This is a genomic window from Sutcliffiella horikoshii (assembly GCF_044809035.1).
GTDB classification, from domain to species: domain Bacteria; phylum Bacillota; class Bacilli; order Bacillales; family Bacillaceae_I; genus Sutcliffiella_A; species Sutcliffiella_A horikoshii_G.
Window position 1 is genome coordinate 1,203,676 of record NZ_CP085237.1, and the last position, 24,354, is coordinate 1,228,029.

Annotated in this window: 22 protein-coding genes; 19 read left to right on the plus strand and 3 right to left on the minus strand. The window is 41.1% G+C overall.

All coding sequences use genetic code 11. From position 1 onward, the window contains the following. The first annotated feature begins 31 nt into the window (after positions 1–31). From LG307_RS06430 to LG307_RS06460, 7 genes are all read left to right on the plus strand, one after another. The gene (locus LG307_RS06430; RefSeq protein ID WP_404449125.1) at positions 32–1,684 is read left to right on the plus strand and encodes an ATP-binding protein; all 1,653 of its coding nucleotides are present in this window, start codon (positions 32–34) and stop codon (positions 1,682–1,684) included. 125 nt (positions 1,685–1,809) lie between these two features. Further along, positions 1,810–2,850, plus strand: coding sequence for a uroporphyrinogen decarboxylase (gene hemE, locus LG307_RS06435; protein ID WP_404449126.1), 1,041 nt, complete (start codon positions 1,810–1,812; stop codon positions 2,848–2,850). Positions 2,851–3,085: 235 nt separating this feature from the next. After that, the gene (gene hemH / locus LG307_RS06440; RefSeq protein ID WP_404449128.1) at positions 3,086–4,027 is read left to right on the plus strand and encodes a ferrochelatase; all 942 of its coding nucleotides are present in this window, start codon (positions 3,086–3,088) and stop codon (positions 4,025–4,027) included. 25 nt (positions 4,028–4,052) lie between these two features. Further along, positions 4,053–5,483 (plus strand): protoporphyrinogen oxidase, encoded by a 1,431-nt coding sequence (gene hemY, locus LG307_RS06445; RefSeq protein ID WP_404449129.1) that lies wholly within the window; start codon positions 4,053–4,055, stop codon positions 5,481–5,483. 611 nt (positions 5,484–6,094) lie between these two features. Further along, on the plus strand, positions 6,095–6,661 hold the full coding sequence (locus LG307_RS06450) for a TetR/AcrR family transcriptional regulator (RefSeq protein ID WP_404449131.1): 567 nt from the start codon (positions 6,095–6,097) through the stop codon (positions 6,659–6,661). A 73-nt stretch (positions 6,662–6,734) separates the two neighbouring features. Beyond that, positions 6,735–8,948, plus strand: a complete 2,214-nt coding sequence (locus LG307_RS06455; protein ID WP_404449133.1) for a YhgE/Pip family protein — start codon at positions 6,735–6,737, stop codon at positions 8,946–8,948. A 184-nt stretch (positions 8,949–9,132) separates the two neighbouring features. Continuing rightward, on the plus strand, positions 9,133–10,143 hold the full coding sequence (locus LG307_RS06460; RefSeq protein WP_404449135.1) for a LacI family DNA-binding transcriptional regulator: 1,011 nt from the start codon (positions 9,133–9,135) through the stop codon (positions 10,141–10,143). 260 nt (positions 10,144–10,403) lie between these two features. Here the strand turns inward: LG307_RS06460 and yhfH are convergent, their stop codons facing one another. Continuing rightward, entirely contained in the window at positions 10,404–10,538 is a 135-nt protein-coding gene (gene yhfH, locus LG307_RS06465; RefSeq protein WP_404449137.1) for a protein YhfH, read from the minus strand. 153 nt (positions 10,539–10,691) lie between these two features. On the opposite strand from yhfH, the gene LG307_RS06470 reads away from it, so the two are divergent. From LG307_RS06470 to aceA, 9 genes are all read left to right on the plus strand, one after another. Continuing rightward, positions 10,692–11,435, plus strand: coding sequence for an MBL fold metallo-hydrolase (locus LG307_RS06470; protein WP_404449139.1), 744 nt, complete (start codon positions 10,692–10,694; stop codon positions 11,433–11,435). Continuing rightward, on the plus strand, positions 11,435–12,421 hold the full coding sequence (locus LG307_RS06475) for a lipoate--protein ligase (protein WP_404450394.1): 987 nt from the start codon (positions 11,435–11,437) through the stop codon (positions 12,419–12,421). Before LG307_RS06470 ends, LG307_RS06475 begins: the two co-directional genes overlap by 1 nt. Before the next feature lie 177 nt (positions 12,422–12,598). Further along, a complete protein-coding gene (locus LG307_RS06480; RefSeq protein ID WP_404449141.1) occupies positions 12,599–14,149 on the plus strand; it encodes a fatty acid--CoA ligase family protein in 1,551 nt (516 codons plus the stop codon). Between the two features lie 80 nt (positions 14,150–14,229). Next, positions 14,230–15,009: an enoyl-CoA hydratase-related protein gene (locus LG307_RS06485; protein WP_404449143.1), complete on the plus strand. Its 780-nt coding sequence runs from the start codon at positions 14,230–14,232 to the stop codon at positions 15,007–15,009. A 283-nt stretch (positions 15,010–15,292) separates the two neighbouring features. After that, positions 15,293–16,018 carry an AzlC family ABC transporter permease gene (locus LG307_RS06490; protein WP_404449145.1) on the plus strand — a complete coding sequence of 242 codons (726 nt, stop codon included), beginning with the start codon at positions 15,293–15,295 and terminating at the stop codon, positions 16,016–16,018. Then, a complete protein-coding gene (locus LG307_RS06495; RefSeq protein WP_404449148.1) occupies positions 16,011–16,319 on the plus strand; it encodes an AzlD domain-containing protein in 309 nt (102 codons plus the stop codon). The genes LG307_RS06490 and LG307_RS06495 overlap by 8 nt, the downstream gene beginning before the upstream one ends. 101 nt (positions 16,320–16,420) lie before the next feature. Beyond that, the gene (locus tag LG307_RS06500; protein ID WP_404449150.1) at positions 16,421–17,680 is read left to right on the plus strand and encodes a M48 family metallopeptidase; all 1,260 of its coding nucleotides are present in this window, start codon (positions 16,421–16,423) and stop codon (positions 17,678–17,680) included. Between the two features lie 566 nt (positions 17,681–18,246). Further along, positions 18,247–19,842 carry a malate synthase A gene (gene aceB, locus LG307_RS06505; protein ID WP_404449152.1) on the plus strand — a complete coding sequence of 532 codons (1,596 nt, stop codon included), beginning with the start codon at positions 18,247–18,249 and terminating at the stop codon, positions 19,840–19,842. Positions 19,843–19,872: 30 nt separating this feature from the next. Beyond that, the gene (gene aceA / locus LG307_RS06510; protein WP_404449154.1) at positions 19,873–21,162 is read left to right on the plus strand and encodes an isocitrate lyase; all 1,290 of its coding nucleotides are present in this window, start codon (positions 19,873–19,875) and stop codon (positions 21,160–21,162) included. 65 nt (positions 21,163–21,227) lie between these two features. On the opposite strand, the gene LG307_RS06515 is transcribed toward aceA, so the two are convergent. Then, on the minus strand, positions 21,228–21,473 hold the full coding sequence (locus tag LG307_RS06515) for an IDEAL domain-containing protein (RefSeq protein WP_088017583.1): 246 nt from the start codon (positions 21,471–21,473) through the stop codon (positions 21,228–21,230). Between the two features lie 193 nt (positions 21,474–21,666). Here LG307_RS06515 and LG307_RS06520 point away from each other — a divergent pair, with 193 nt between their 5' ends. The 3 genes from LG307_RS06520 to LG307_RS06530 all read left to right on the plus strand — a co-directional run bounded on the left by LG307_RS06520 (position 21,667) and on the right by LG307_RS06530 (position 23,832). Then, positions 21,667–22,227 carry a competence protein ComK gene (locus LG307_RS06520; RefSeq protein WP_404449156.1) on the plus strand — a complete coding sequence of 187 codons (561 nt, stop codon included), beginning with the start codon at positions 21,667–21,669 and terminating at the stop codon, positions 22,225–22,227. A 76-nt stretch (positions 22,228–22,303) separates the two neighbouring features. Then, a complete protein-coding gene (locus LG307_RS06525; protein ID WP_404449158.1) occupies positions 22,304–23,086 on the plus strand; it encodes a DUF421 domain-containing protein in 783 nt (260 codons plus the stop codon). Positions 23,087–23,109: 23 nt separating this feature from the next. Next, positions 23,110–23,832, plus strand: coding sequence for a DUF421 domain-containing protein (locus LG307_RS06530; RefSeq protein WP_404449160.1), 723 nt, complete (start codon positions 23,110–23,112; stop codon positions 23,830–23,832). Here LG307_RS06530 and LG307_RS06535 read toward each other — a convergent pair. Beyond that, positions 23,819–24,196: a hypothetical protein gene (locus tag LG307_RS06535; protein ID WP_404449162.1), complete on the minus strand. Its 378-nt coding sequence runs from the start codon at positions 24,194–24,196 to the stop codon at positions 23,819–23,821. The two genes, LG307_RS06530 and LG307_RS06535, sit on opposite strands and share 14 nt — an antisense overlap. Positions 24,197–24,354 lie beyond the last annotated feature (158 nt).

Genomic DNA, 24,354 nt, shown 5'->3' on the forward strand with positions numbered 1-24,354 from the left:
TTGAAATGGACTGTTTGAGGAGAAGCGGGAGATGAATGTACAATTTAGATCACTTTTAACACGTTTTGCATCTGATATAAAAGAAGCTTGGATAAATGAGAGAAGGTTGAACCAGGAGCAAGGGCATATCATTCATCAGAAAAATAAGCTGATGTTGGTTGTATTTGTTACCTTGATAATTTTGGACATTTTAACTAACCTTTTTATATTCCCAGAGATTCTTCCTTCTATTATGCTCACTGCAGGTTTGGGATGTGCCTTGGTTGCCTTCTTTGTTTTGCGTCCCAAGCTTGCAAAGGTGGGGATGTATGTCATCGTATGTACATCCTTTATTCCTTTTTGGGTAGTTGCTTACTTAGATAAAGATGTCATCAATTTCTATTTTTTATCGATGCCTTTGATAATGTCGTCCTTGTATAATCGTATTTTGCCGATTTTAATAGCTAGTTTCTTGACCTGTATTACCTTATCATTTTTTTATATCGATTATAGTAAAATTGTTTTTTCCAATCATTTGAAAGTGGATGTGTTCTATTTTATTCTGTTTTCCATTTTCGTCACGATCTTTCTCCTCTTTTCGAGCAGGCTGACTGGAAGCTTATTAGAAAGGGCGGAAAAAAAAGAAAAGCAAACTTCCTTAGAGTTGCTTTCTACCAAAGAATATCTAGAAGCATACTTTAATAATACAACGGACTCCATTGGGGTATATGATTTGAACGGAACTATTTTAAAAGTAAATGCCTCTTTCGAGAAAATGTTTAAAGTGCAGGAAGAAGCTATTATTGGTTCAGAAACAAGCTTTCTCTCTTTCACCTCTGCAAATTCATTGCGTGTGTTTCTCACTAAGTTAAAAAAACAGAAACAACTCTCATTTGAACTACTGACAGCGAATAAGGAAGGACACCATGTCGACCTCAACATTACCGTTACGCCTGTAAAAGACGGGGAGGGAGAAATTATAGCGCTTGTGTTTCTCATGAAGGATATAACAGACAAAAAGAGAACGGAAGAAGCGCTCATGCAATCTGAAAAGCTCTCTGTCATTGGAGAACTCGCAGCAGGCGTGGCACATGAAATCAGAAATCCTGTTACCGTTTTAAAAGGGTTCGTTCACCTTCTTTCCAAAGATAGCAGTGAAAAAGAATTCTTTATCATCATGGATAAGGAATTGGAGCGAATCAATCAGATTACGAACGAGTTTATGGCTCTGGCAAAACCGCAGGCAATCAAAATTAAAAAGCAAGATTTAAAAGCTCTCATTCAAGAGGTGTGTGTGTTCCTTGAAAGTGAAGCATTTATTCATCAAATTGTCATCGAGGTTGTTCATTTTGAAGAATACATATGGTTGGAATGTGAACCAAACCAAATCAAACAAGTATTAATCAATTTAATAAAAAATGGCATGGAAGCAATGCCAGATGGCGGGAAAATAACGATTCACTCTAAAGTGGTGGACGGCTTTGTCGACCTTTTGATAAAAGACGAAGGATACGGAATTCCTGAGGAGATGATCTCCAAAGTGGGACAGCCATTCTTCACAACAAAAGAACAAGGAACTGGCCTTGGTCTTATGGTGTCTATGAAAATCATTGAAAACCATGGTGGACGATTAACGATACAAAGTGAGGAGAAGATAGGATCCACAGTGGAAATTTTACTGCCGCATTCAAAGGTGGGGGAATAATCGTCTATTTTATGAACAATAAGCCCTCATTCTATACTTTCCTTACATTTATAGGTATAGTGAAACATGACAGAAGTGAAACGTAATAAAAGTAGAAAAAAAGCCATTTGGAAGGGGTCATCATTTTGAGTCAAACAACATTTAACGATACATTTTTACGAGCATGCAGAGGAGAGAAGACAGAACATGTCCCTTTATGGTATATGAGACAGGCTGGACGTTCTCAACCTGAATACAGAAAAATTAAAGAGAAATATTCTTTGTTTGAAATTACGCATCAACCAGAGCTGTGTGCTTATGTAACAAAGCTTCCAGTTGATCAGTATAACGTAGATGCAGCAATCCTTTATAAGGACATCATGAGCCCCCTTCCTGCAATTGGTGTGGATGTGGAGATTAAATCCGGAATTGGTCCAGTGATTGATAACCCGATCCGTTCGGTGCAAGATGTTGAAAAGCTTGGGGAGATTCACCCTGAAGAGGATGTTCCTTATGTATTGGACACCATCAAGTTACTAACAAAAGAACAATTGAATGTTCCGTTAATCGGTTTCGCAGGGGCACCTTTTACGCTTGCTTCCTATATGATCGAAGGCGGACCATCTAAAAACTATAATAAAACAAAAGCATTTATGTATGCAGAACCAAAAGCATGGTTTGCTTTAATGGACAAACTTGCTGACATGACGATTACCTATGTTCGCTCCCAGATTCATGCTGGTGCAAAAGCAATCCAAATTTTTGATAGCTGGGTTGGAGCACTGAATGTAGAAGACTATCGCTATTTCATCAAACCAGTAATGAACCGGATCTTTTCCTCTTTAAAAGAAGAAAATGTACCTCTAATCATGTTTGGAGTAGGTGCAAGCCACTTAGCAAATGAATGGCACGACCTTCCGCTTGATGTTGTAGGTCTTGACTGGCGCCTGCCGATTGCAGAAGCTAGAGAGCGCGGTATCACTAAAACGGTTCAAGGTAACTTAGATCCTGCTATCCTTTTAGCACCTTGGGAAGTTATTGAAGAGAAAGCAAAAGCGATACTTGATCAAGGAATGCAACAACCTGGCTACATCTTCAACCTTGGCCACGGCGTATTCCCGGAAGTAAACCCAGACACACTAAAACGTTTAGCAACATTCGTACATGACTATTCTTCTAATAAATAAATAAATAAATAAATAAATAAATAAATAAATAGAGATTTGTAAGTTTTTCTGACTCCCCTGTTGATTGTAGTGCAGGATGGTCGACTCCGGCGGGAGGTAGCGGTAGACTTGAGACCCCACAGCGCAGCGAGGAGGCTCAAGCACCGCCCCGCGGAAAGCGACCATCCGGAACGGAAATCGACAGGAGTTCAAGAGTTATTTTCCAATAGACCAGAAAAGAAAAGAGGTAAACTCTATGTCCAAAAAAACAATGGGCTTGTTGGTAATGGCATACGGTACACCATATAAAGAAGAAGACTTGGAGCGATACTACACACACATCCGCCGCGGCAGAAAACCATCTGACGAAATGCTGCAGGACCTGCGTGACCGCTATAATGCTATCGGTGGAATCTCTCCACTTGCACGTATCACAGAAGAACAGGCCAACGCACTTGGTGCACACCTGAACAACATCCAAGACGGCATCGAATTTAAAGTCTACCTTGGCTTAAAGCATATTGAACCATTCGTGGAAGATGCAGTTCAGCAAATGAAAGCAGACGGAATTGAAGAAGCGGTAAGCATCGTACTTGCCCCACACTTCTCTACTTTCAGCGTGAAATCCTACAACGGACGAGCGCAAGAAGAAGCAGAAAAAATCGGTGGTCCATCTATCGTATCTGTTGAAAGCTGGTATGATGAGCCGAAATTTATCCAGTACTGGGTAGATAGAGTGAAAGAAACGTTTGGATCAATGGATGAAGCTGAGCGTGAAAAGGCAGTACTGATTGTTTCCGCACACAGCCTTCCAGAAAAGATCATTCAAATGGGAGATCCATATCCGAACCAACTTCAAGAAACAGCAGATCTTATCGCAAAGGGTGCTGGTGTTACAAACTGCGAGATTGCATGGCAAAGTGAAGGGAATACACCAGATCCATGGTTAGGGCCAGATGTTCAAGATATCACCCGCGACCTGCACAAGGATAAAGGATATACTTCCTTTGTTTACACTCCGGTAGGATTCGTATCTGATCACTTAGAAGTTCTATATGATAATGACTACGAGTGTAAAATAGTAACGGATGAGATCGGCGCTAAGTACTATCGTCCACAAATGCCAAATACACAACCAGAATTTATTGATGCGATGGCTACCGTCGTATTGGAACAATTAAAAAAAGTATCTCAGTAAATCTAGAAAAGAAGGCGATGAAACCATGAATGAGGAGAAAAGAAGGGTTGTCATCATCGGTGGAGGCATTACTGGCCTTGCAGCTGCCTATTATCTTCAAAAGGAAAAAAAAGAGAAAAACCTTGATATAGATATTACCCTGATTGAAGCAAGCAACCGACTTGGCGGAAAGATCCAAACCGTACGACGCGATGGTTTTACCATTGAACGCGGACCTGATAGTTTCCTTGCAAGAAAGTTAAGTGCTGGAAGACTCGTAAAAGAAGTGGGTCTTGAAGACCAATTAGTGCACAATTCAACTGGTCAGGCTTATATCTTGCTTAAAGGACAACTTCACCCGATGCCAGAAGGGTCTGTGATGGGAATTCCTACAAAGCTATCACCATTTGTGACAACCGGGTTATTTTCCCCGATTGGAAAAATGCGTGCCGCTGCAGATCTTATCCTGCCTGCTTCAAACAATGGTGGAGAAGACCAGTCACTTGGTTCCTTTTTCCGCAGAAGACTTGGGGATGAAGTGGTGGAAAACCTTATCGAACCGCTTTTGTCTGGAATTTATGCCGGTGATATTGATAAATTAAGCCTGCAGGCAACTTTCCCGCAATTTCAGCAGGTGGAAGAGAAGTACCGGAGCTTAATTCTTGGGATGAAACAGACCACTCCTAAACAAAAACCTGCACCTGCCCAAAAGAAAAAAGGTATGTTCCAGACATTACGCGGCGGTCTTCAAACGCTTGTGGATGCCCTTGAGGAAAAGCTAGATCAAGTGAATATATTAAAGGCCGTTAAAGTTGATAACATAAAGAAAGCTGGGGAACATTACTCGCTATCTTTAAGTAATGGCAGGACCATTGAATGTGATAACGTCATTATCTCGACTCCTCATCATGCTACAACCAGCTTGATTTCAGGAGCGGATTACCTTGCTCCTTTGCAACAGATGTCCTCAACCTCTGTTGCCACCATTGCAATGGCATTTGATGAATCAGCGCTTAAACAAGATATCGACGGTACTGGTTTTGTCGTGTCAAGAAACAATGATTATACCATTACAGCATGTACCTGGACCCACAAAAAGTGGCCGCATACAACACCAGAAGGGAAAGTCATCCTTCGCTGTTATGTTGGTAGAGTGGGAGAGGAAGCAATCGTTGATCAGAGCGATGAAGAAATAAAGAAAGTGGTACTCGATGACCTTAACAAAATCATGAAGGTCGGGGCGGATCCTGAATTCACGATTGTTACACGTTGGAGAGAAGCAATGCCACAATATGCGGTCGGACATAAAAAAATGTTGCATAAGATGAATGAACGTCTTTCAGAAGATATGCCTGGGGTTTATCTTGCAGGAAGTTCTTTTGAAGGGGTCGGGCTGCCTGACTGCATCGATTCTGGTGAAGCGGCAGTAAAAGCTGTGTTAAGCAGCATGAGAAACAAACCTGTTGCTCAGGTATAAGTATCAAAAAACGGTAAAGTCGCAGAATAACGCGACTGTACCGTTTTTTTGAAAGTATATAATACCGTTGATTTCCGTTCCAGGCGCTTCACTTGCCTGCGGGCGGTCCGTGAGCCTCCTCACTCCCCTTCAGGGGTCTCACCTGTCACTTCCTCCCGCGGGCGTCTGCGCGCCTTCCACTCCAATCAACAATGTTACTTCATTCACCTTAAGTTTAATAAAAGTAATTTGATTGAATTGCTAAAAAACCATTAACGTTTCTACAATGTAACTTCTAGCTGTGGATTGGAGCTAATGGCGGTGACTCCTCGAAAATGCTACGCATTTTCTTCGTGCGACGTATCGCTACCGTAGCCTTCCTTGTCCTACAGGGGAGTAGCGGCAATGTTGAGACCCCGCAGGCTTGCCGAGGAGGCTCAAGGTCGCCCCGTGGAAAGCGAAGCCATTAGCGGAAAGGAACAGCGGTGATTAACCAATCAACTGAACTTTTTAAATTTAATTGTCCGAGCAATTTTCGCCCTGTTTTTCTTGCTTTTAATTTGAATTAGTCCTATAATAAAACTCGTTGACCAAGTTTATCATTTAGTCATTCCGTGGAAAGGAGCTAACTAATGGATCGTAAACAGAGCATCCTTGAGGCAGCTTTAAAATCATTCTCCTTATTTGGATACAAAGCTACAACAATGGATCAGGTCGCCAAGCTTGCCAATGTTGGAAAGGGGACGATATATACCTTTTATTCAAATAAAGAAGAGCTTTTCAGTGAAATTGTAGCAGGCATTCTTAAAGAGATGCAGGAAGTGGCGGATAGATCTATTAATCCTGAACAATCATTCTTTGAAAATGCTCACAGGGCCCTTATCAGCTTGCTTGATTTTAGAAATGAACATCAATTAACCGTGAAATTGATTCAAGAAGAAAAGGAACTTGGTACAAAAATAGTCAACCAAGAACTTAACCGGCTAGAGCAAATGATTATCACGTTTATAAAAGAGAGAATGGAAAAGGCAATTGAAAAAGGCGAAATTAGAGAGTGTGAACCGGAAGTCACGGCTTTTTTGATGCTGAAGCTTTATGTTGCACTCGTTGTGGACTGGGAGGAACATCACACCCCATTATCCAAAGAGGAAATTGCCAATCTATTTGAATTGTATTTTATCAAAGGATTATCAACTTGATGATCCTTAAAATTTTGAAGAAAAATGACTAAATGAAAAAAATGGTCATAATGTAATATGGAGGTAATAATTGATGAAAAGCGTAATATATGAGTGGAGGCAATTGCTCACAAATAAAAAGATATTGATTCCGGTGTTAGCTGTACTATTGATTCCACTGCTATATAGTGGAATGTTTCTTTGGGCTTTCTGGGATCCATATGAGAAGCTGGATGAACTTCCGGTAGCGGTGGTCAATATGGATGAAGGCGCCGATTATGAAGGTGAAGCATTGACGATAGGGAAGGATCTTCAGGAAAATTTGAAAAAGAATGATGGTTTTAAATGGGAGTTTGTGTCAAGGGAGCAAGCTTATGAGGGGTTGGACAAACAACACTATTATATGGTGATTGAAATTCCACAGGACTTTTCAAATCGTGCGACAACTTTATTAGATGACAACCCCTCTGCTTTGGAAATGAAATTCGTTCCAAATGAGAGCTACAATTTCCTATCAGCTCAAATTGGGTCCACAGCAGTTGAGAAAATAAAGGAAGAAGTAGCGAAAGAACTCACAAGTACTTATGCAGAAGCAATGTTTGATAACTTGGAAAAGTTGGCAGATGGTTATAAACAGGCAGCAGATGGTACAAACAAACTAAACAATGGCGTCCATGAGTTAGAAGATGGTTCTGTTGCTTTGAAAAAAGGATTGGAGCAAGCCGCAGAAAAATCAATTGTATTCCAAAATGGAGTTGGAAAAGTTTATGATGGTGTAAAAGATGTCCATAAGGGAAATCAAGAACTTTCAAAAGGTTTGGGCCAATTGCTTGAAGGTCAAGGTAAATTGTCCTCGGCGTCGGAGCAACTCCAAGCTGGAGCAGGAAGCCTTAATGAAGGTTTAGCAAAAAGCAATGATGGAATGGCCCAGTTGCAACTAGCGCAACAAGAACTCACAAATGGAGCCGGTAGCTTGGCAGACGGTGCTGGGAAATTAAATGCGGGGACATCAAAGCTTGCAGAGGGAGCAACACAAGCGCAACAAAAGGCAGAACAATTGAATCAAGGAATGGTTCAATTGAAAAAAGCACTTGAACCCATGATTGAGCAGGCAAGCGAAGAACAACAGGCACAAATAAATGCCTCTTTTGAACAGTTGATTAATGGTAGTGGTGAATTCTCGCAAGGGTTGATGGCTCTTGAACAAGGCGCTTCAGAACTAAATGCAGGCACCGCCTCTCTAGAGCAAAACGGCAGAAAGCTTGCAGAAGGCAATAAAAACTTTCAAACAGGTTTGTCCGAGTTGGCAAATGGAACGAAACAACTCTCAGAAGGCTCATCAGAACTTCTTAAGGGACAAACGGAATATAACCAAGGACTAACACAGTTTGGTGAAAAATTGGGTGAAGCCAATGAGGGCAGCAAAAAGCTAGCAGAAGGGTCCGGTCAGCTTTTAGCTGGTATGGAACAGTTAGACGGGGGATCCAAACAATTTCAACAAGGTACAAAAGAGCTTGCAGAAGGCTCAGATAAAATCTCCTCAGGACTGTCTGAAGTGGGTAAAGGAACAGAAGAACTAGAGGGGAAATTAAAAGATGCTTCTGAAAAAGCAGGTTCCATAAACGGAACAGACAAAACCTACAACATGATTTCTGAGCCGGTAAAAGTTAAATCAGAAGTGGAGAATGGAGTTCCTAATTATGGAACAGGTTTTGCGCCTTACTTTTTATCATTAGGCTTGTTTGTTGGAGCTTTGTTACTATCCATCGTTTATCCAATGCGTGAGCCTGCTGGTGAGCCTCGCTCAGGGACTGCATGGTTCGCAGGTAAAGTGGCAGTTCTCGCAGCTGTAGGGATATTGCAAGCCTTACTAGCTGATGCTGTGTTGATTTATGGATTAGGAGTAGAAGTGAAAAGTTTACCTTTGTTTATCTTATTTAGCATTGTCACTTCCTTCACCTTTATCGCACTAGTTCAATTCTTTGTAACAACACTTGGAGATCCAGGGCGGTTTGTAGCCATCCTTATTCTAATACTCCAGTTGACAACAAGTGCGGGAACTTTCCCGTTGGAACTTATTCCAGACGCACTTCAACCATTCAATTTTCTATTGCCGATGACCTATTCTGTTTCTGGCTTTAAAGCAGTCATATCAAGCGGTGACATTGGTTACATGTGGGAAAATGTTTGGATACTAAGCGGATTTATGTTGGTGATGCTCGCAGGGACTTGGGCATACTTTATGTACAAATATAAAAAGGGTTACACTAGTACAAGTCTAATAGAACAGTCACCTATCAATGAATAAAAGTAACTTTGGGAGCCCACGGCAAAGCTGTGTGGGCTCCTTTTTTCATAGGAAAAGTCCACTTTAAGATACAAATTGTAAAATTTTTATTGAAAACACTTACATTTCCTTTTATACTAGTAGTTATGAAAACGATTTCAACCATTCTACTAACCTATTAATTTCAGCTAAGGTGGCGAGACTCGTGGCAACAATAGAAGATGTAGCAAAACTGGCAGGGTTATCAAGGACCACTGTTTCCCGTGTCATAAATAACCACCCGTATGTATCCGAAAAGAAACGCGTACTTGTATCGAATGCAATGAGTGAGCTTGGTTACGTTCCAAATTCATCCGCAAGAAGTCTGAGAAGCCAGAAAACCGAAATGGTAGCATTACTGATTCCTCGTGTGATGAATCCATTTTTCAGTGAACTGATCGAACGGATGGAAATGGCTGCTGCTGAAAACGGTTATCAGCTCATCATCTGTCAGACAAAGTATTCGAAGAAAAAGGAACTTGATTATTTGAACTTGTTAAAGACGAAGCAAGTGGACGGTATTATCCTTTCCTCCATACAAAATGACTGGAATGTAATAGAGCCGTTTTTAGAATATGGACCAATCGTTTTATGCAATGAGTTTGAAGAAGAAGCAGAAGTACCATCTGTAAGGCTAGACCAGACGTATGGCGGGTACATATCCACCAAGCATCTATTGGAACTTGGTCACCGAAGAGTCGCCTATTGTACTGGCGGCTTTAAAAGCAATGTCGCCAAAAGCAGGGAGGCAGGCTTTAAAAAAGCGCTCGCGGAATTTAATGTGGAATTTCGTGAAGAGTTTTCCTTCTGTGATGCCTTTACCATAGAGGATGGAAGAAGAGTGTTTCAGGAGATTTTGGCTTTGGAGGAAAAACCGAGTGCCATTTTCACAGGCGGGGATGAAGTAGCGGCCGGGATTATTTCAGAGGCAAAGCGCTCAGGCTGGAAGATTCCAGAGGAGCTGGCAGTAGTGGGCTTTGATAATCAGGCTATTACGGAGTTGGTGGAACCGACCATCACAACCGTGTATCAGCCGATTGATGAAATGGCGCGAAAAGCATTCCAAATTATGATGGATAAGGTCCGCTCCAAACGCTATCGTCAGAAGGAAATCTATGAATATGATCTCGAGCTCATCGTTCGGGAATCAACGGTCAAACAAGGGGTTTACGCATAGAATAGAAAGAAGAGCACTTATGGGGATGAGTGCTCTTTTTGTTGTCTTAATAGAATATGAGATTTCCAGCTGTTGATTGGAGCAAAAGGCGAAGACTCCTGCGGGGGAGTAGCGACATTGTTGAGACCCCGCAACGAAGTGAGGAGGCTCAAGGTCGCCCCGCGGAAAGCGAAGCCATTTGCGGAAATCAACAGCGGTGTAAAACAAAAAAACCAGGACACCGCTATCAATCTAGCAAGTTCCCTGGCTTGTATTCTATATTATTTTAACTGACTCGACATACACTCATCACAGTGGTTGCCGTAGCACTCATGCTGCTCATCCATTGTCTTTTTGCACTCAACGCATTTTTTAGGTGGTAAGGTTTTAAAAAATTCTGTACTATTAATCAACATGTTATCACCCTCCGTTTTCTTATTTGTTGTTATTGTATTATAACAGAACTTTCCCTGTCAACATCTGTTTTAAAACAACTCTCCGAAATAGGAAAATGGGCAGGGATATGGTAGACTAGATTTTGGAATCTTAAAGAAGGGTGATGTATTGCCATGAAGCTTACTGTGGTAGGGTTTTGGGGAGGATATCCAGCAGTTAACAGCGCAACATCTGGGTATTTGGTCGAGTATGAAAATTTTAAATTATTGATTGATTGCGGAAGTGGTGTATTAGCACAGCTTCAGAATTACATAGAGGTAACAGAGCTTGATGCCGTCATTTTGTCACATTACCATCATGATCATGTAGCGGACATCGGTCCCTTGCAATTTGCAAGGCTTATTTCTTTTTATATGGGCAAATCTGTAACGCAGCTTCCTATCTATGGGCATCAGGAGGACATGCAAGGGTTTTCCACACTGGATCATAAAGAGTATACAAAAGGGATTGCATACGATCCCTCTAAGCCGCTCGAGGTTGGGCCATTTAAAATAGAATTTTTGAAAACAACACATCCTGTACCTTGTTATGCCATGAAGGTTTCTACAGCGGAAGGTTCCTTTGTGTACACGGCAGATACAAGCTATCAGGAATCATTCATCCCTTTTACAAAAGGGGCAGATTTATTGATATGTGAGTGTAATCTGTATGCCCATCAAGATGGTAAGGCAGCGGGGCATATGAACAGCCATGATGCAGCAATGGTTGCTAAAGGAGCAGAAGTACCTCAATTGTTGCTTACGCATCTTCCGCATTTCGGTACAGTGGAGCAGTTGGTGGAAGAGGCTGCAAGTATTTATAAAGGAAAAATTGATTTAGCATATAAAGGATTTAGTTGGGAGAGTGGAAAGAAATGATGCTATTTATTGATAATAAAGGAATTACCGATCCAAGAATCAACTTGGCTATTGAAGAGTATGCTTTGAAAAACCTCGATATTGAGGATACATACCTGCTATTCTACATCAATGAGCCTTCAATCATTATCGGAAAAAACCAGAACAGTGTAGAGGAAATTAATACAAAGTATGTGGAGGATAATGGCATTCATGTGGTACGTAGATTATCTGGTGGTGGAGCAGTTTATCATGACCATGGCAACTTGAATTTCAGTTTTATCACAAAAGATGACGGCGAGAGTTTTCATAACTTTAAAAAGTTCACTGCGCCTGTGGTAGAAGCGTTGAAAAGCCTTGGAGTAGAGGCAGAGATGAGCGGACGAAATGATATTCTAGCTGAAGGACGCAAGATTTCAGGAAACGCTCAGTTCTCCACAAGAGGCCGGATGTTCAGCCATGGTACGCTCCTGTTTAATTCTGAAATTGAGCATGTTGTTTCCGCGCTGAATGTGAAAAAAGATAAAATTGAATCTAAAGGGATTAAATCCATTCGCAGCCGGGTGGCTAATATAAAAGAATTCCTAACAGAGGATATAACGATTGAACAGTTCCGTCAACTCTTATTGGAAGCAATCTTCAAATCCAAGGATGTTCCTAAGTATGAACTAACAGAAGAAGATTGGAAAAACATTCACGAGCTTTCCAAAGAACGTTACCAAAACTGGGATTGGAATTATGGGAAATCACCAAAGTTTAATCTCCAGCACTCCCATCGCTTTCCGGTTGGTCAGATCGATGTGCGTTTAGACGTGACAAAAGGAAAAATTGAAAACTGCAAAATTTATGGAGATTTCTTTGGGGTTGGGGATGTAACAGAAGTGGAAAATCTTTTAGCAGGTGTAAAATACGAAAAGGCGGAAATTGCACAAGCACTAGAAGAAATTGATGTAAAACATTATTTTGGAAATATTACTAGAGATGAATTAATTGATCTGATATATTAATTTTATGAGCATGGAGCGGGGATTCCTCGCTCTTTTTTTATATCAAAATATTTTATCTGAAAATTTTAATTTTATCGACATAATTTAATGACAGATATCTAGCAATCTACTATAATGGATAATGGGAGATTTATGAATGGTCATTCATTCAATTTACTCGAAGGGGAGATGAAACACTTGAATATTTCATCGCAATTAGAACTAACCGCAAGAACAAACCCAATGAAAGAAGCATATATTTTTGAAGGGGATTCAAAGACATATGCAGAGTTGAACGCTGCCATCAATGCTTTTGCAACAGGGCTTGAGGGTATGGGAATTAAACAAGGAGATCATATTGGACTGGTTGTGGGAAACTCGCCTTACTTTGTAATTGGTCTTTACGGTGCCGCTCGTCTTGGTGCTACTGTTATTCCAATCAATCCAATCTACACTCCAGATGAACTATCATACATTCTTAGAGATGGCGATGTAAAAGCCATTATCACCTTAGACATTCTTGTTCCACTTTTTGAAAAGCTTCATAGTTATTTGCCAATGACGGAGCATTACATTATTTGCGAGACACCTGATGGAAAAGAAAAAGCGAAAGATTTTCCGCTTGAACAGCTAACGGTTTACCCAAAATTGAAATCGTTTACATCCATAATGGCTTCTGGAAGTTTTACATATGAAGGGCCGGAATTGAAGGATGACGATGTAGCGGTAATTCTTTATACTTCTGGAACGACGGGCAAGCCAAAAGGGGCAATGTTGACACATAAGAACTTGTATCGCAATGCCAAGGATTCCGCAGACTTTTTGAAGATGAACGAAACGGACAAGGTTGTCGCTACTCTGCCCATGTTCCATGTATTTTGTTTGACCGTATCACTGAATGCACCTTTGATGAATGGCGCGACGGTCATCATTGTACCAAGATTCAGTCCACAGGTGATTTTTGATCTGGTAAAAGAATATGAAGCAACTGTTTTTGCAGGAGTTCCGACAATGTACAATTTCTTACTGCAGTCACCTGGAGAAGTAGACGATTTGAAATCGTTGAGACTTTGCATTTCGGGTGGCGCTTCAATGCCTGTAGCGCTATTGAAGAATTTTGAGAAAAAATATAATGTTATCATCTCAGAAGGATACGGTTTATCTGAAGCATCACCAGTAACATGCTTCAATCCATTGGACAAACCTCGAAAAGCTGGGTCTATTGGAACGACCATTGTGAATGTTGAAAATAAAGTGGTCAATGAACTCGGGGAAGAAGTGGCACCAGGAGAAGTTGGGGAGCTTGTGGTTCGCGGACCCAATGTTATGACAGGCTATTATAAAATGCCAGAAGAATCCTCCGCTGCAATCCGTGACGGATGGCTGTATACCGGGGATCTAGCGAAAATGGACGAAGAAGGTTACTTTTATATCGTCGACCGCAAAAAAGACATGATCATCGTAGGAGGCTACAATGTATATCCGCGTGAAGTGGAAGAAGTCTTGTATAGTCATGAAAATGTTGTGGAAGTGGCAGTTGTCGGGGTGCCTGACCCTCAGTTCGGTGAATCAATCAAGTGCTTTGTGGTAACGAACGCTTCAGTAAATGAAACGGATTTACTTGGTTATTGCGCGGAACGCTTAGCGAAATATAAGGTTCCATCATCTATCGAGTTCTTAGAAGAGCTTCCTAAGAATACAACAGGGAAAATTTTAAGAAGAGCATTAAAAGAAAAACTGGGTGTATAAAGGATTTTTGCTCTCTTTAGAGAATGTATAAAATAGCGAAATTTGTAACCGCTAACAATCTTGGAGGGAGTCGGACAGATTTGAATTATATTGCAGTAGAGGTTAAACACCATGTAGCTACGGTAACGCTCAATCGCCCTGATGCGATGAATGCGTTTCATTATGATATGTTAGTAGAATTGGGAAATGCAGCGGAGGAGCTGCGCACTAATGCCGATGTCCGTGTGGTAGTGATTACAGCGGCAGGGGAGAAAGCATTTAGTGTCGGTGCGGACCTTAAGGAAAGAAGAGGTCTGACTGAACAACAGGTAAGACGTAATGTTTACAAGATCGGGGATGTGTTCAACCGCATCGCCGACTTGCCGCAGCCCACCATCGCAGCTATAAATGGATATGCATTCGGAGGAGGAATGGAACTTCTCCTTGCATGTGATTTCCGTGTGACAAGCCGGGATGTAAAAATGGGACTGACGGAAACAAGCTTGGCCATTATCCCGGGTGCTGGGGGTACTCAACGCCTGCCACGCATTATCGGGGAAGCGAAGGCGTTGGAACTGATTTTAACTGCTAGACGTTTTACTGGGGAAGAGGCGAGTGGATTCGGCCTGATAACTAGATTAGTTGATGATGCTTCACAAGTGCTTGACGGTGCGATGGAGCTTGCTCATGAGCTGCTGAAAAATGGACCGGTTGCTGTTCAGCAAGCGAAATTCGCGATTCGCCAGGGCATGGGAGTGGATATACAGACTGGCTTGCAGATTGAGCGTAAAGCATATGAAGTGATCATCCCGACAGAAGACCGCGTAGAGGCACTGGTTGCATTTGCTGAAAAGCGAGCGCCAGCATTTAAAGGGAAATAAATTTTTGGTTGCGGAACTCTCTCTTCTTTATGAAGGGAGAGTTTTTTGTGGGAGGAACTCTATGGTTGGTGTATGAAACGCAAAAAGTGGAGAGAGGGAGAAATCCGCGTGTCATAGCAAGGCTATCAAAGGATGAAAATGAACCAGAAAGCAGATTTCTCGGACCCATGTCATACTTGTGAAATATAAAGTATCTCGAATTTCGAAATACCCTTTACATACCGAGTAATCTACTAGTATATTTATTAATAATTCAAATTACTAGTATAGGAGAAATGCATACATGGCAACCACCATCGCAGCTAGAAGACCTTCTTCTTTTCGAAATGGATTGCAAGCTGGAGTCAGCATTGCAATCGGCTACATACCAATCGCTATCACATTCGGACTTTTAGCAAAATCAGCAGGCTTGACGGTGTCGGAAACAGTGTTGATGAGCTTGCTCGTTTTTGCAGGAGCGGCTCAATATATGTCATTAAACATGATTGTGCTTGGGTCAGGGGTATTTGAAATCGTAATGACCACCTTTATTTTAAATATTCGTCATTTCCTGATGAGCGCTTCCTTGAATGAAAAAGTGGAAGAGAATAGCCTCTGGAAGAAATCACTTTTCTCATTCGGTATTACAGATGAAACCTTTTCTGTCACGGCTACTAAAGAGGGCACAATAAAAACGGGATATATGTTTGGTGTTATCGTAATCGCCTATTCCAGTTGGGTCATCAGCTCCGGGATCGGGCATGTGATCGGCAGCAGCCTCCCCGCCTCTCTTCAGGAAAGCATGGCGGTTGCCCTTTATGCCATGTTTGTGGGCTTGTTAATGCCTTCTTTGAAAAAACATCGTAAAGTAGTGCTGCTTGCAGGTGCTGCTGCCATTCTCAATTCTGTCTTCTCTTTAGTAATTGGTATTCCAGCTGGCTGGTCCATCGTACTGGCAACCATTACGAGTGCTGTAGGGATAGAAGTTTTATTTGCGAAATGGCCGAAGGAGGAAAAAGTAGATGAATAGCACAATCCTCATCATGATTATTGGTATGGCTGTTGTCACCTATCTTCCACGGCTGATACCGTTTGTGATGTTTCAAGGAAAGGAATTGCCGCCAATTATACAGGCTGTATTAAAAAATGTTCCTTATGCAACACTCGGTGCGCTTATTGTTCCTGGCATCTTCCTGATCAATGAAGATATTATGTATGGCGTGATTGGAGCAGGTGTGGCATTTATCATCGCTTATTTCGGGGCGAACGTCATTCTTGTTGTAATCAGTTCCATTGCAGCTCTAAGTGTGTATTCCTGGTTAGTTATCTAATAATGAAGATAAGTAGGCTATTAATACCTAACAGCCTGCTTATTTTTTATATGGATGCATAGAATATAACAGGGCTATTTAGGACGAGGGGGTGTGGTAACGTGAAAAAAACAGTGGGTCTAACGGTGATCGGTTACATTCTATATGCTTTAGCAGTGACATTTTACATATGGGTAGGAGCAGATACATCCCTTCCAGCTGAATTAGTCGGGACAAAAGCGGACCCAGCCACTTTTCTGAGCAATAAGGAACTATTGCTATCAGAAGAGTACTCCAAGATTCGTAATACCATTTACTTTGTAACGCTTCCAGTGGAATGGATCTTTTATTTTCTCCTTTTAGTTTTAGGCGGGGCAAGGGCTATTCAAGGATGGGCAGAAAAGGTAACAAAATATAAGACACTGCAAGCGGGTATTTATTTATTTTGGCTAACTCTGTTCAGCACGGTTATTCATTTTCCTCTGAGCTATCTTCGGTTTTCTCTTTCAAGGGATTATGGAATTACCGTTCAACCATATTCAGGCTGGATGCGTGACCAGGTTATCGGGTTTTGGGAAGGCATTCTCATTATGTGGGTGGTCGTCCTTCTTCTCTATATGCTTATCCGTAAATTCTCGAAGTGGTGGTGGGCGATTGCCTGGGCTTGTTTTATTCCATTTGTCTTTCTTATGATGTATATCCAACCTGTAGTCATAGATCCTTTATATAATGATTTTACCGAGCTTCAAGACAAAGTATTAGAAGAGAAAATCCTGAACCTTGCTGCTGAAGCGGATATTCCTGCTGACAGGGTCTATGAAGTGAATATGGCCCAAAAAACGAATAGTATCAATGCGTATGTTACCGGAGTCGGCGGGAACTCCCGTATCGTTCTGTGGGATACGCTCTTGACTCAACTTCAGGAAGAGGAAATTCTGTTCATCATGGCTCATGAAATGGGTCATTATGATATGAACCATATTGTGATCGGCATTACTGGATACATTGTGTTTTCTTTCTTTGCCTTTTATCTGATTTATTGGGCGGCAGGCAAGTTGCTAAACAGGTTCGGTCAGAGGTGGAAAATAAATAGCTTGAACCAACTTGCCTCCTTACCTGTAATGTTGTTGCTGGTTTCTTTGTTGCTATTTCTTGCAAGTCCGGTAACAAATGCAGTATCAAGGTATCAGGAGCACAGGGCTGACGTGTATGCCATAGAACTGACGGGTGATACAGAACCAGCTATAGAAGCTTTTCAGGAAATTACAAAATCTAGTTTAAGTGAAGTGAACCCTCCCGCCTTAGTGAAATTTTTTAGATATACCCACCCTCCAATGGTGGACAGAATCGCCTATTTGGAGCGGTATGTAAAAGAAGAGTAAGCAACGTGCAAGTGTGCGTTGCTTGCTTTTTTGTTTATGAGAATATAAATCCAGTTGATTTCCGTTCCAAGCGCTTCGCTTGCCTGCGGGCGGTCCGTGAGCCTCCTCGGCTTTCAGCCTGTGTCCCTTCCTCCCGCGGGCGTCTACGCGCCTTCCACTCCAATCAACAAGGTTATTTTCACCAACTAAAAGGTTAATGAAATGTGATCTAAATGAGTTAACTGTTACACCAGTAACATTCTTTTCTAATAATTCCAAGCTGTAACTTGGAGCGAAAGGCGAAGACTCCAGCGGGGGAGTAACGGTAGGTTGAGACCCGTGAAGCGTTGTGAGGAGGCTCAAGCACCGTCCCGCGGAAAGCGAAGCCATTTGCGGAAAGTAACAGCGGCGATCAACCAATCAACTAAATAAGAGAGGTTTTTATGGAAATATATTTGCGATTTTGTCCGTGTCGAAAAATATTTGCGAATAAATTTTCAAAAAAGTCTTTTTATCATGAACATACTGTTATATAATACAATACAAATATACTAACTGTTTCATAACAAGAAAGGAGCAAGTATATCGTGAATATTGGTACAACAGGAATCACTGTAACAGGTCCATTGAAAAATGGCTATGAAACTGTATTAACACAGGAAGCATTGTCTTTCATCGAGAAGCTCCATCAAACTTTCAATGAGCGCAGAAAAGAACTATTAGCAGCAAGAAAAGAGAGGCAAACAAGAATGGATCGGGGAGAAAAGTTAGACTTCCTGGAAAGCACCAAAGCCATCCGCACAAGTGATTGGAAAGTGAATGAAATTCCTCCAGACCTAAAGGACCGAAGAGTCGAAATAACAGGTCCGGTTGATCGGAAAATGATCATTCACGCGTTAAACTCCGGTGCAAAAGTGTTCATGGCAGATTTTGAGGATGCCTCTTCTCCAACTTGGAGCAACATGATCGAGGGACAAATTAATCTACGTGATGCGAATAAGCGCAAAATTGATTTCACTGCCGCAAATGGCAAAGAGTACAAACTGAACAAGGAAATTGCCACTCTTCTTGTTAGACCAAGAGGCTGGCACTTGGATGAAAAACATGTTCAACTCAATAACCAACCTGTTTCAGGTAGCCTTTTCGACTTTGGATTGTACTTCTTTCATAATGTAAAAGTCTTGTTGGAAAATGGAAGCGCTCCATATTTCTATCTTCCGAAGCTTGAAAGTCATCAGGAAGCAAGACTTTGGAATGATGTGTTCGTGTTCGCACAGAAAGAGCTTGGAATCGAACAAGGAACGATCAAAGCGACAGTATTGATCGAAACCATCACGGCAGCATTTGAAATGGATGAAATATTATATGAGCTGAAAGAGCATGCAGCTGGCCTGAATTGTGGACGGTGGGATTACATTTTCAGCTTCATTAAAAAGTTCAGAAATGACCCTTCCTTCCTTTTGCCGGATAGAAGTCAGGTGACTATGGCAGTGCCGTTCATGAGAGCTTACACCCAATTGGTCATCCAGACATGCCATAAGCGCGGAGCCTTTGCAATCGGGGGAATGGCGGCACAGATTCCGGTGAAAAATGACGATGAAGCGAACACACAGGCTTTTGCAAAAGTAAGGGAAGATAAGCTTCGTGAAGTAAAGGATGGCCATGATGGAACGTGGGTCGCACATCCTGCATTGGTTCCGGTGGCATTGGAAGTGTTCAATGAACATATGGAAGGTCAGAATCAGTTGCACATAAAAAGGGAAGATGTCGTGGCGGACCCGAATGCGCTTGTCCAAATTCCAGAAGGTACGATAACAACAGACGGTTTGCGGAAAAACATTCATGTGGGCATGGAGTATATTGCCGCATGGTTAGATGGAAACGGTGCAGTGCCAATCTTCCATCTGATGGAGGATGCTGCTACAGCAGAGATCTCGAGGTCTCAGGTCTGGCAATGGGTAAGACACCCAAAAGCAGAATTAGAGGATGGAAGCCAAATCACACTAGAGATTGTCAAACAACTGGTTCAAGAGGAAAAGCAGGCCATTAAGGCTAAAGTAGGTGCAGACCGCTTTTCTAAAGGGAAGCTTGATCAGGCTGCAACTTTATTTGAGAACCTAATCAAAGATGATAATTTTACCGAGTTTTTAACGCTTCCAGCTTACGATTTATTGGAAGATTAATAGATACCTATATTAAGGGAGGAATTAAGGATGAAAAGAGAAGAAAGAATTGCACAGTTAGAAGAAAGCTGGGAATTAGAACAACGATGGAATGGAATTGAAAGACCATATACTGCATCAGAAGTGCTAAGTCTTAGGGGTTCCATTGATATTGAACACACATTGGCCAAAAGAGGGGCACAAAAGCTTTGGGATCTTCTTCACACACAAGACTATGTGCATGCACTTGGAGCTTTAACTGGAAATCAGGCAATCCAGCAGGTGAAAGCAGGATTAAAAGCGATCTATTTAAGCGGCTGGCAAGTAGCGGCAGATGCCAACCTTTCCGGACATATGTATCCTGATCAAAGTCTATATCCGGCAAATAGTGTGCCGCATGTAGTGAAACGGATCAATCAAGCCCTGCAGCGTGCAGATCAGATTCAATACTTAGAAGGAAACGAAGAGGTAGACTATTTTGCACCAATCGTAGCAGATGCTGAGGCTGGATTTGGCGGTCAGTTGAATGTATTTGAACTAATGAAAGGGATGATTGAATCCGGTGCATCTGGCGTTCATTTTGAGGATCAATTATCTTCAGAGAAAAAGTGCGGGCATCTTGGCGGAAAAGTCTTGTTGCCTACTCAAACGGCTGTGAAAAATCTTATCTCAGCACGCCTTGCAGCTGACGTTATGGGGGTTCCGACGGTCTTGATTGCAAGAACTGATGCGGATGCGGCAGATCTTATTACAAGTGACATCGATGAAAACGATCATGCTTTCTTGACTGGTGAGAGAACGGCTGAAGGCTTCTACCGCACAAATGCAGGCATTGACCAAGCAATAGCTCGCGGACTAGCTTATGCACCATACGCAGATTTGATTTGGTGTGAAACATCTGAGCCAAATCTTGAACAGGCAAGAGCGTTTGCAGAAGCCATTCATGAAAAGTTTCCTGGGAAGCTGTTGGCATATAATTGTTCACCGTCTTTCAACTGGAAAGCGAAATTGGATGATGCCACCATTGAAACATTCCAACAACAGATCGCTCAGTATGGTTATAAATTCCAGTTCGTTACACTGGCTGGATTCCACGCACTGAATCATGGCATGTTCGAGCTAGCGAGAGGATATCGCGATCGTGGGATGGGAGCGTATTCCGAGTTGCAACAAGCAGAGTTTGAAAGTGAGCAGTACGGCTACACTGCAACACGTCATCAGCGCGAAGTGGGAACAGGATATTTTGATGAAGTGGCGAAGCTCGTGTCAGGTGGAACATCCTCCACAACTGCACTAAGCGGCTCAACAGAAGAAGCCCAGTTTTATCAAGGGAAAAAATAATCTGCGGACGAGAAATAGAGAAGAGCCGATTGTGCTCTTCTCTTAATTTTTGGCGTTTTACCCGTCTAGGCAGAAACGCCCCAATCATTTAGAAACTTTTTATATCTAGCGGAAAGTAAGTGGAACAGGGAAGGGTCATTGGCATCCAAGGCACTGTCAATTTTCTCTTGCAGAAGGTTTTTGTGGTAGTGGAATAAAGACTCATCAATGATCATCTGGACATACACATTCATCATATAGGCTTCAACGGACACTTTCTTGTTCATCTTTTTCGCTTTCATCAATTCCGTATAAGACTTCTCATTCTTCATGAGTTCCTCACCTCGAGCCTTTTTAATAGTATATTGAGGAACGCTATAAAAATCAACAAATATTTAAAATATTTAAAATATTTTAAATGCCTTTACACCGCTTGGGTTTTCTGGGAAAATATACATAAATAGTCAAAATAGTGGTTCGATTGTCACGAGATGACAGAGAACACATGTGGAAAGGGTGAACATAATGAAGAATAATGTCGAATTGTCGAGTGATTATGAGATTAATGGCTTTACTATGGCAATCATTCCTGTTGAAATGGAGGGAAATCTTTATTCAAAAGTACTGGAAGAAGAAGGAGAAATCTATGTTTCATTGCCGCCAATAAAAATCATTGAAGACAGCTGCAACTTTTACGGATCTAGTTTTGAAGGAAGAAAACAAGGTACCAAGGGCATCTCCGGCTATACTCACAAACCCCCAATCGTCATTGATCCGATGAATGACATTTTCTTTTTCCCCACGGCATCACCTACAAATGATAGCTGCATCTGGATTTCACTACATTATGCGTATGAATATAAAAAGACCCCTGCTGCTAACACAAAAGTCATGTTCCCAAACAACACCACTGTGGAATTTCCTATATCCAAAACTTCTTATGAAGCACAAGTCCATCGTACGTCTCTGTTCCGTGCAAAACTTCAGCAAAGAGTCAACAGAAAGAGGGGGAATTCCCCCCGTAGCCTTGTTGCTACACCGGGGATTATGTACAGGTTGAGAAACAGCAAAGACTTGCAGAGCTGAGTTTGAATTATTAAAGGTATGAATAAGATGGACTTAAGGCCTTTCAAAAAGAAAGGCTTCTTTTTTTTGGAGAATAATGCATAACCTTTTCATTTTGAATAAGGATAAGGATAAGGATGGAGGGACGATTCATTTTATGGAACTTTTAATGGATTTATTAAAGGTTATTTTTCGCATTATTACCATATTGCCATTGATGCTAATTGTAACATTATATATGGGTAAGCGTTCTATTGGTGAACTACCTGTTTTTGATTTTCTTGTTATATTAACCCTTGGATCGGTAGTCGGAGCAGATATAGCTGATCCCAATGTACATCACCTACCTACTGTGGGAGCTATCATCGCAATTGCTCTTTTGCAGAAGTTTATTGCTTGGTGGAAAATAAAGAATCATAAAGTGGGAAGGCTTCTTTCTTTTGAACCTACTCTTGTCATATATGAAGGACAGTTCCACATCAAAAATATGCGAAGGGTCAGTTACTCCATTGACAATATACTTCAAATGTTAAGAGAAAAAAATGTTTTTCAAATTAAGGATGTTCATTTTGCTTTGATCGAAGCGAACGGGGAGCTATCCGTGAAATTAAAACCCGAAAAAGAACCAGTGAAAATGGAAGATGTGCAGGTTGCTCTGCCCAAACCATCCATTGAGTACACCGTTATCATGGATGGAAGAGTTCAGCAAAAAGCATTGGACTTTTTGGGTCTAGATGAAGCTTGGTTACGGAAAGAACTACTGAAAAAAGATATTGCTAATATACAAGACGTATTTTATGGTGCTCTCAGTGAAGACCGAAACCTGCATGTTACATTGAAAATTCCCGGTTACACAAAAAGTATACCAATTTTTCATTAAATACAGCTTAAAGGGAGATTAAAGTGGAGTTATTTTTAGATTTTTTAAAGGTACTTGGAAGAATAATAACGATTCTTCCGCTTATGTTGGTTGTAACTTTATTTATGGGTAAAAGGTCTATTGGAGAACTTCCTGTCTTTGATTTCATTGTTATTATCACACTTGGTGCAGTAGTTGGTGCAGATATTGCTGACCCAAGCATTCATCATTTTCCTACTGCATGTGCAATTATCGCGATAGCTTTTTTACAAAAGGTAATAGCATGGGGAAAGATTAAAAATCATCAGTTTGGCAGACTTTTAACTTTTGAACCAACATTGGTCATATATGAAGGACAATTTCATATTAAGAACATGAGTAAAATCAGTTATTCCATTGACAATATCCTGCAGATGCTAAGGGAAAAAGATGTATTTAAATTGGAAGATGTTCACTTTGCCCTCATTGAAGCGAATGGGAATATATCCGTTAAGATGAAGTCCGAAAAAGAGGTCGCAAAGGTAGAAGATGTTCGTTCCGCAGGATACGTAAACTCTGTGGAATTTCCAGTCATAATGGATGGACGAATCTATAAAGAAACGTTGGGATACAAGGGATTAAACGAAGCCTGGCTTCGAGAGGAACTGTTAAAACAGAAAATAGCTAGTGTGGAAGATGTATTTTATGCCTCTGTTGATGAACAAAATGACTTGCATGTCTCTTTGCGCAATCCTCTAAAAGAACCAGCTATTCCTATTTACCATTAGACGGCTTATCTTCCGCTTTCAAAATATATTGCATCAATAGTTCATTTACCTTATTCCTGATTCGCGGGTTGAAATAGTTATGGTGTTCTTCATATCCATTAAACAAAAAAGCATACATGGTGAAGGATTCATCTTGCTTTAATTTGTGGAGCTTCATTTGTTGCTGCTTCATGTCAGCTTTTATTTGCTTCAGTTGAAGCTGAATTTTACGCATGACCTGATCAATAAGAGTAAGATAGGGTTCTTTTAATTTTATTCCGCTGTCTTTTATAATGCTTGTATCTCTTTCAAGAACAATAAGTAATAAAGGAAGATATATCGCCTGTTCAAACAGGTTTATTTGCTCTTTTGATAATCTTGTCATTTCATCTTCCTCCTAAACGATTAGAACGTTTGTTCGTATTTATTTTATACCAAAGTCTTAAAAATATGCAAGTAACTTTTTAAAACTGAAAAATAAAGTTTTTTTAAGTTTCTTAAAGGGGAATTATTTCATTTGTCGAAATAAGTAGAATAGAGAAT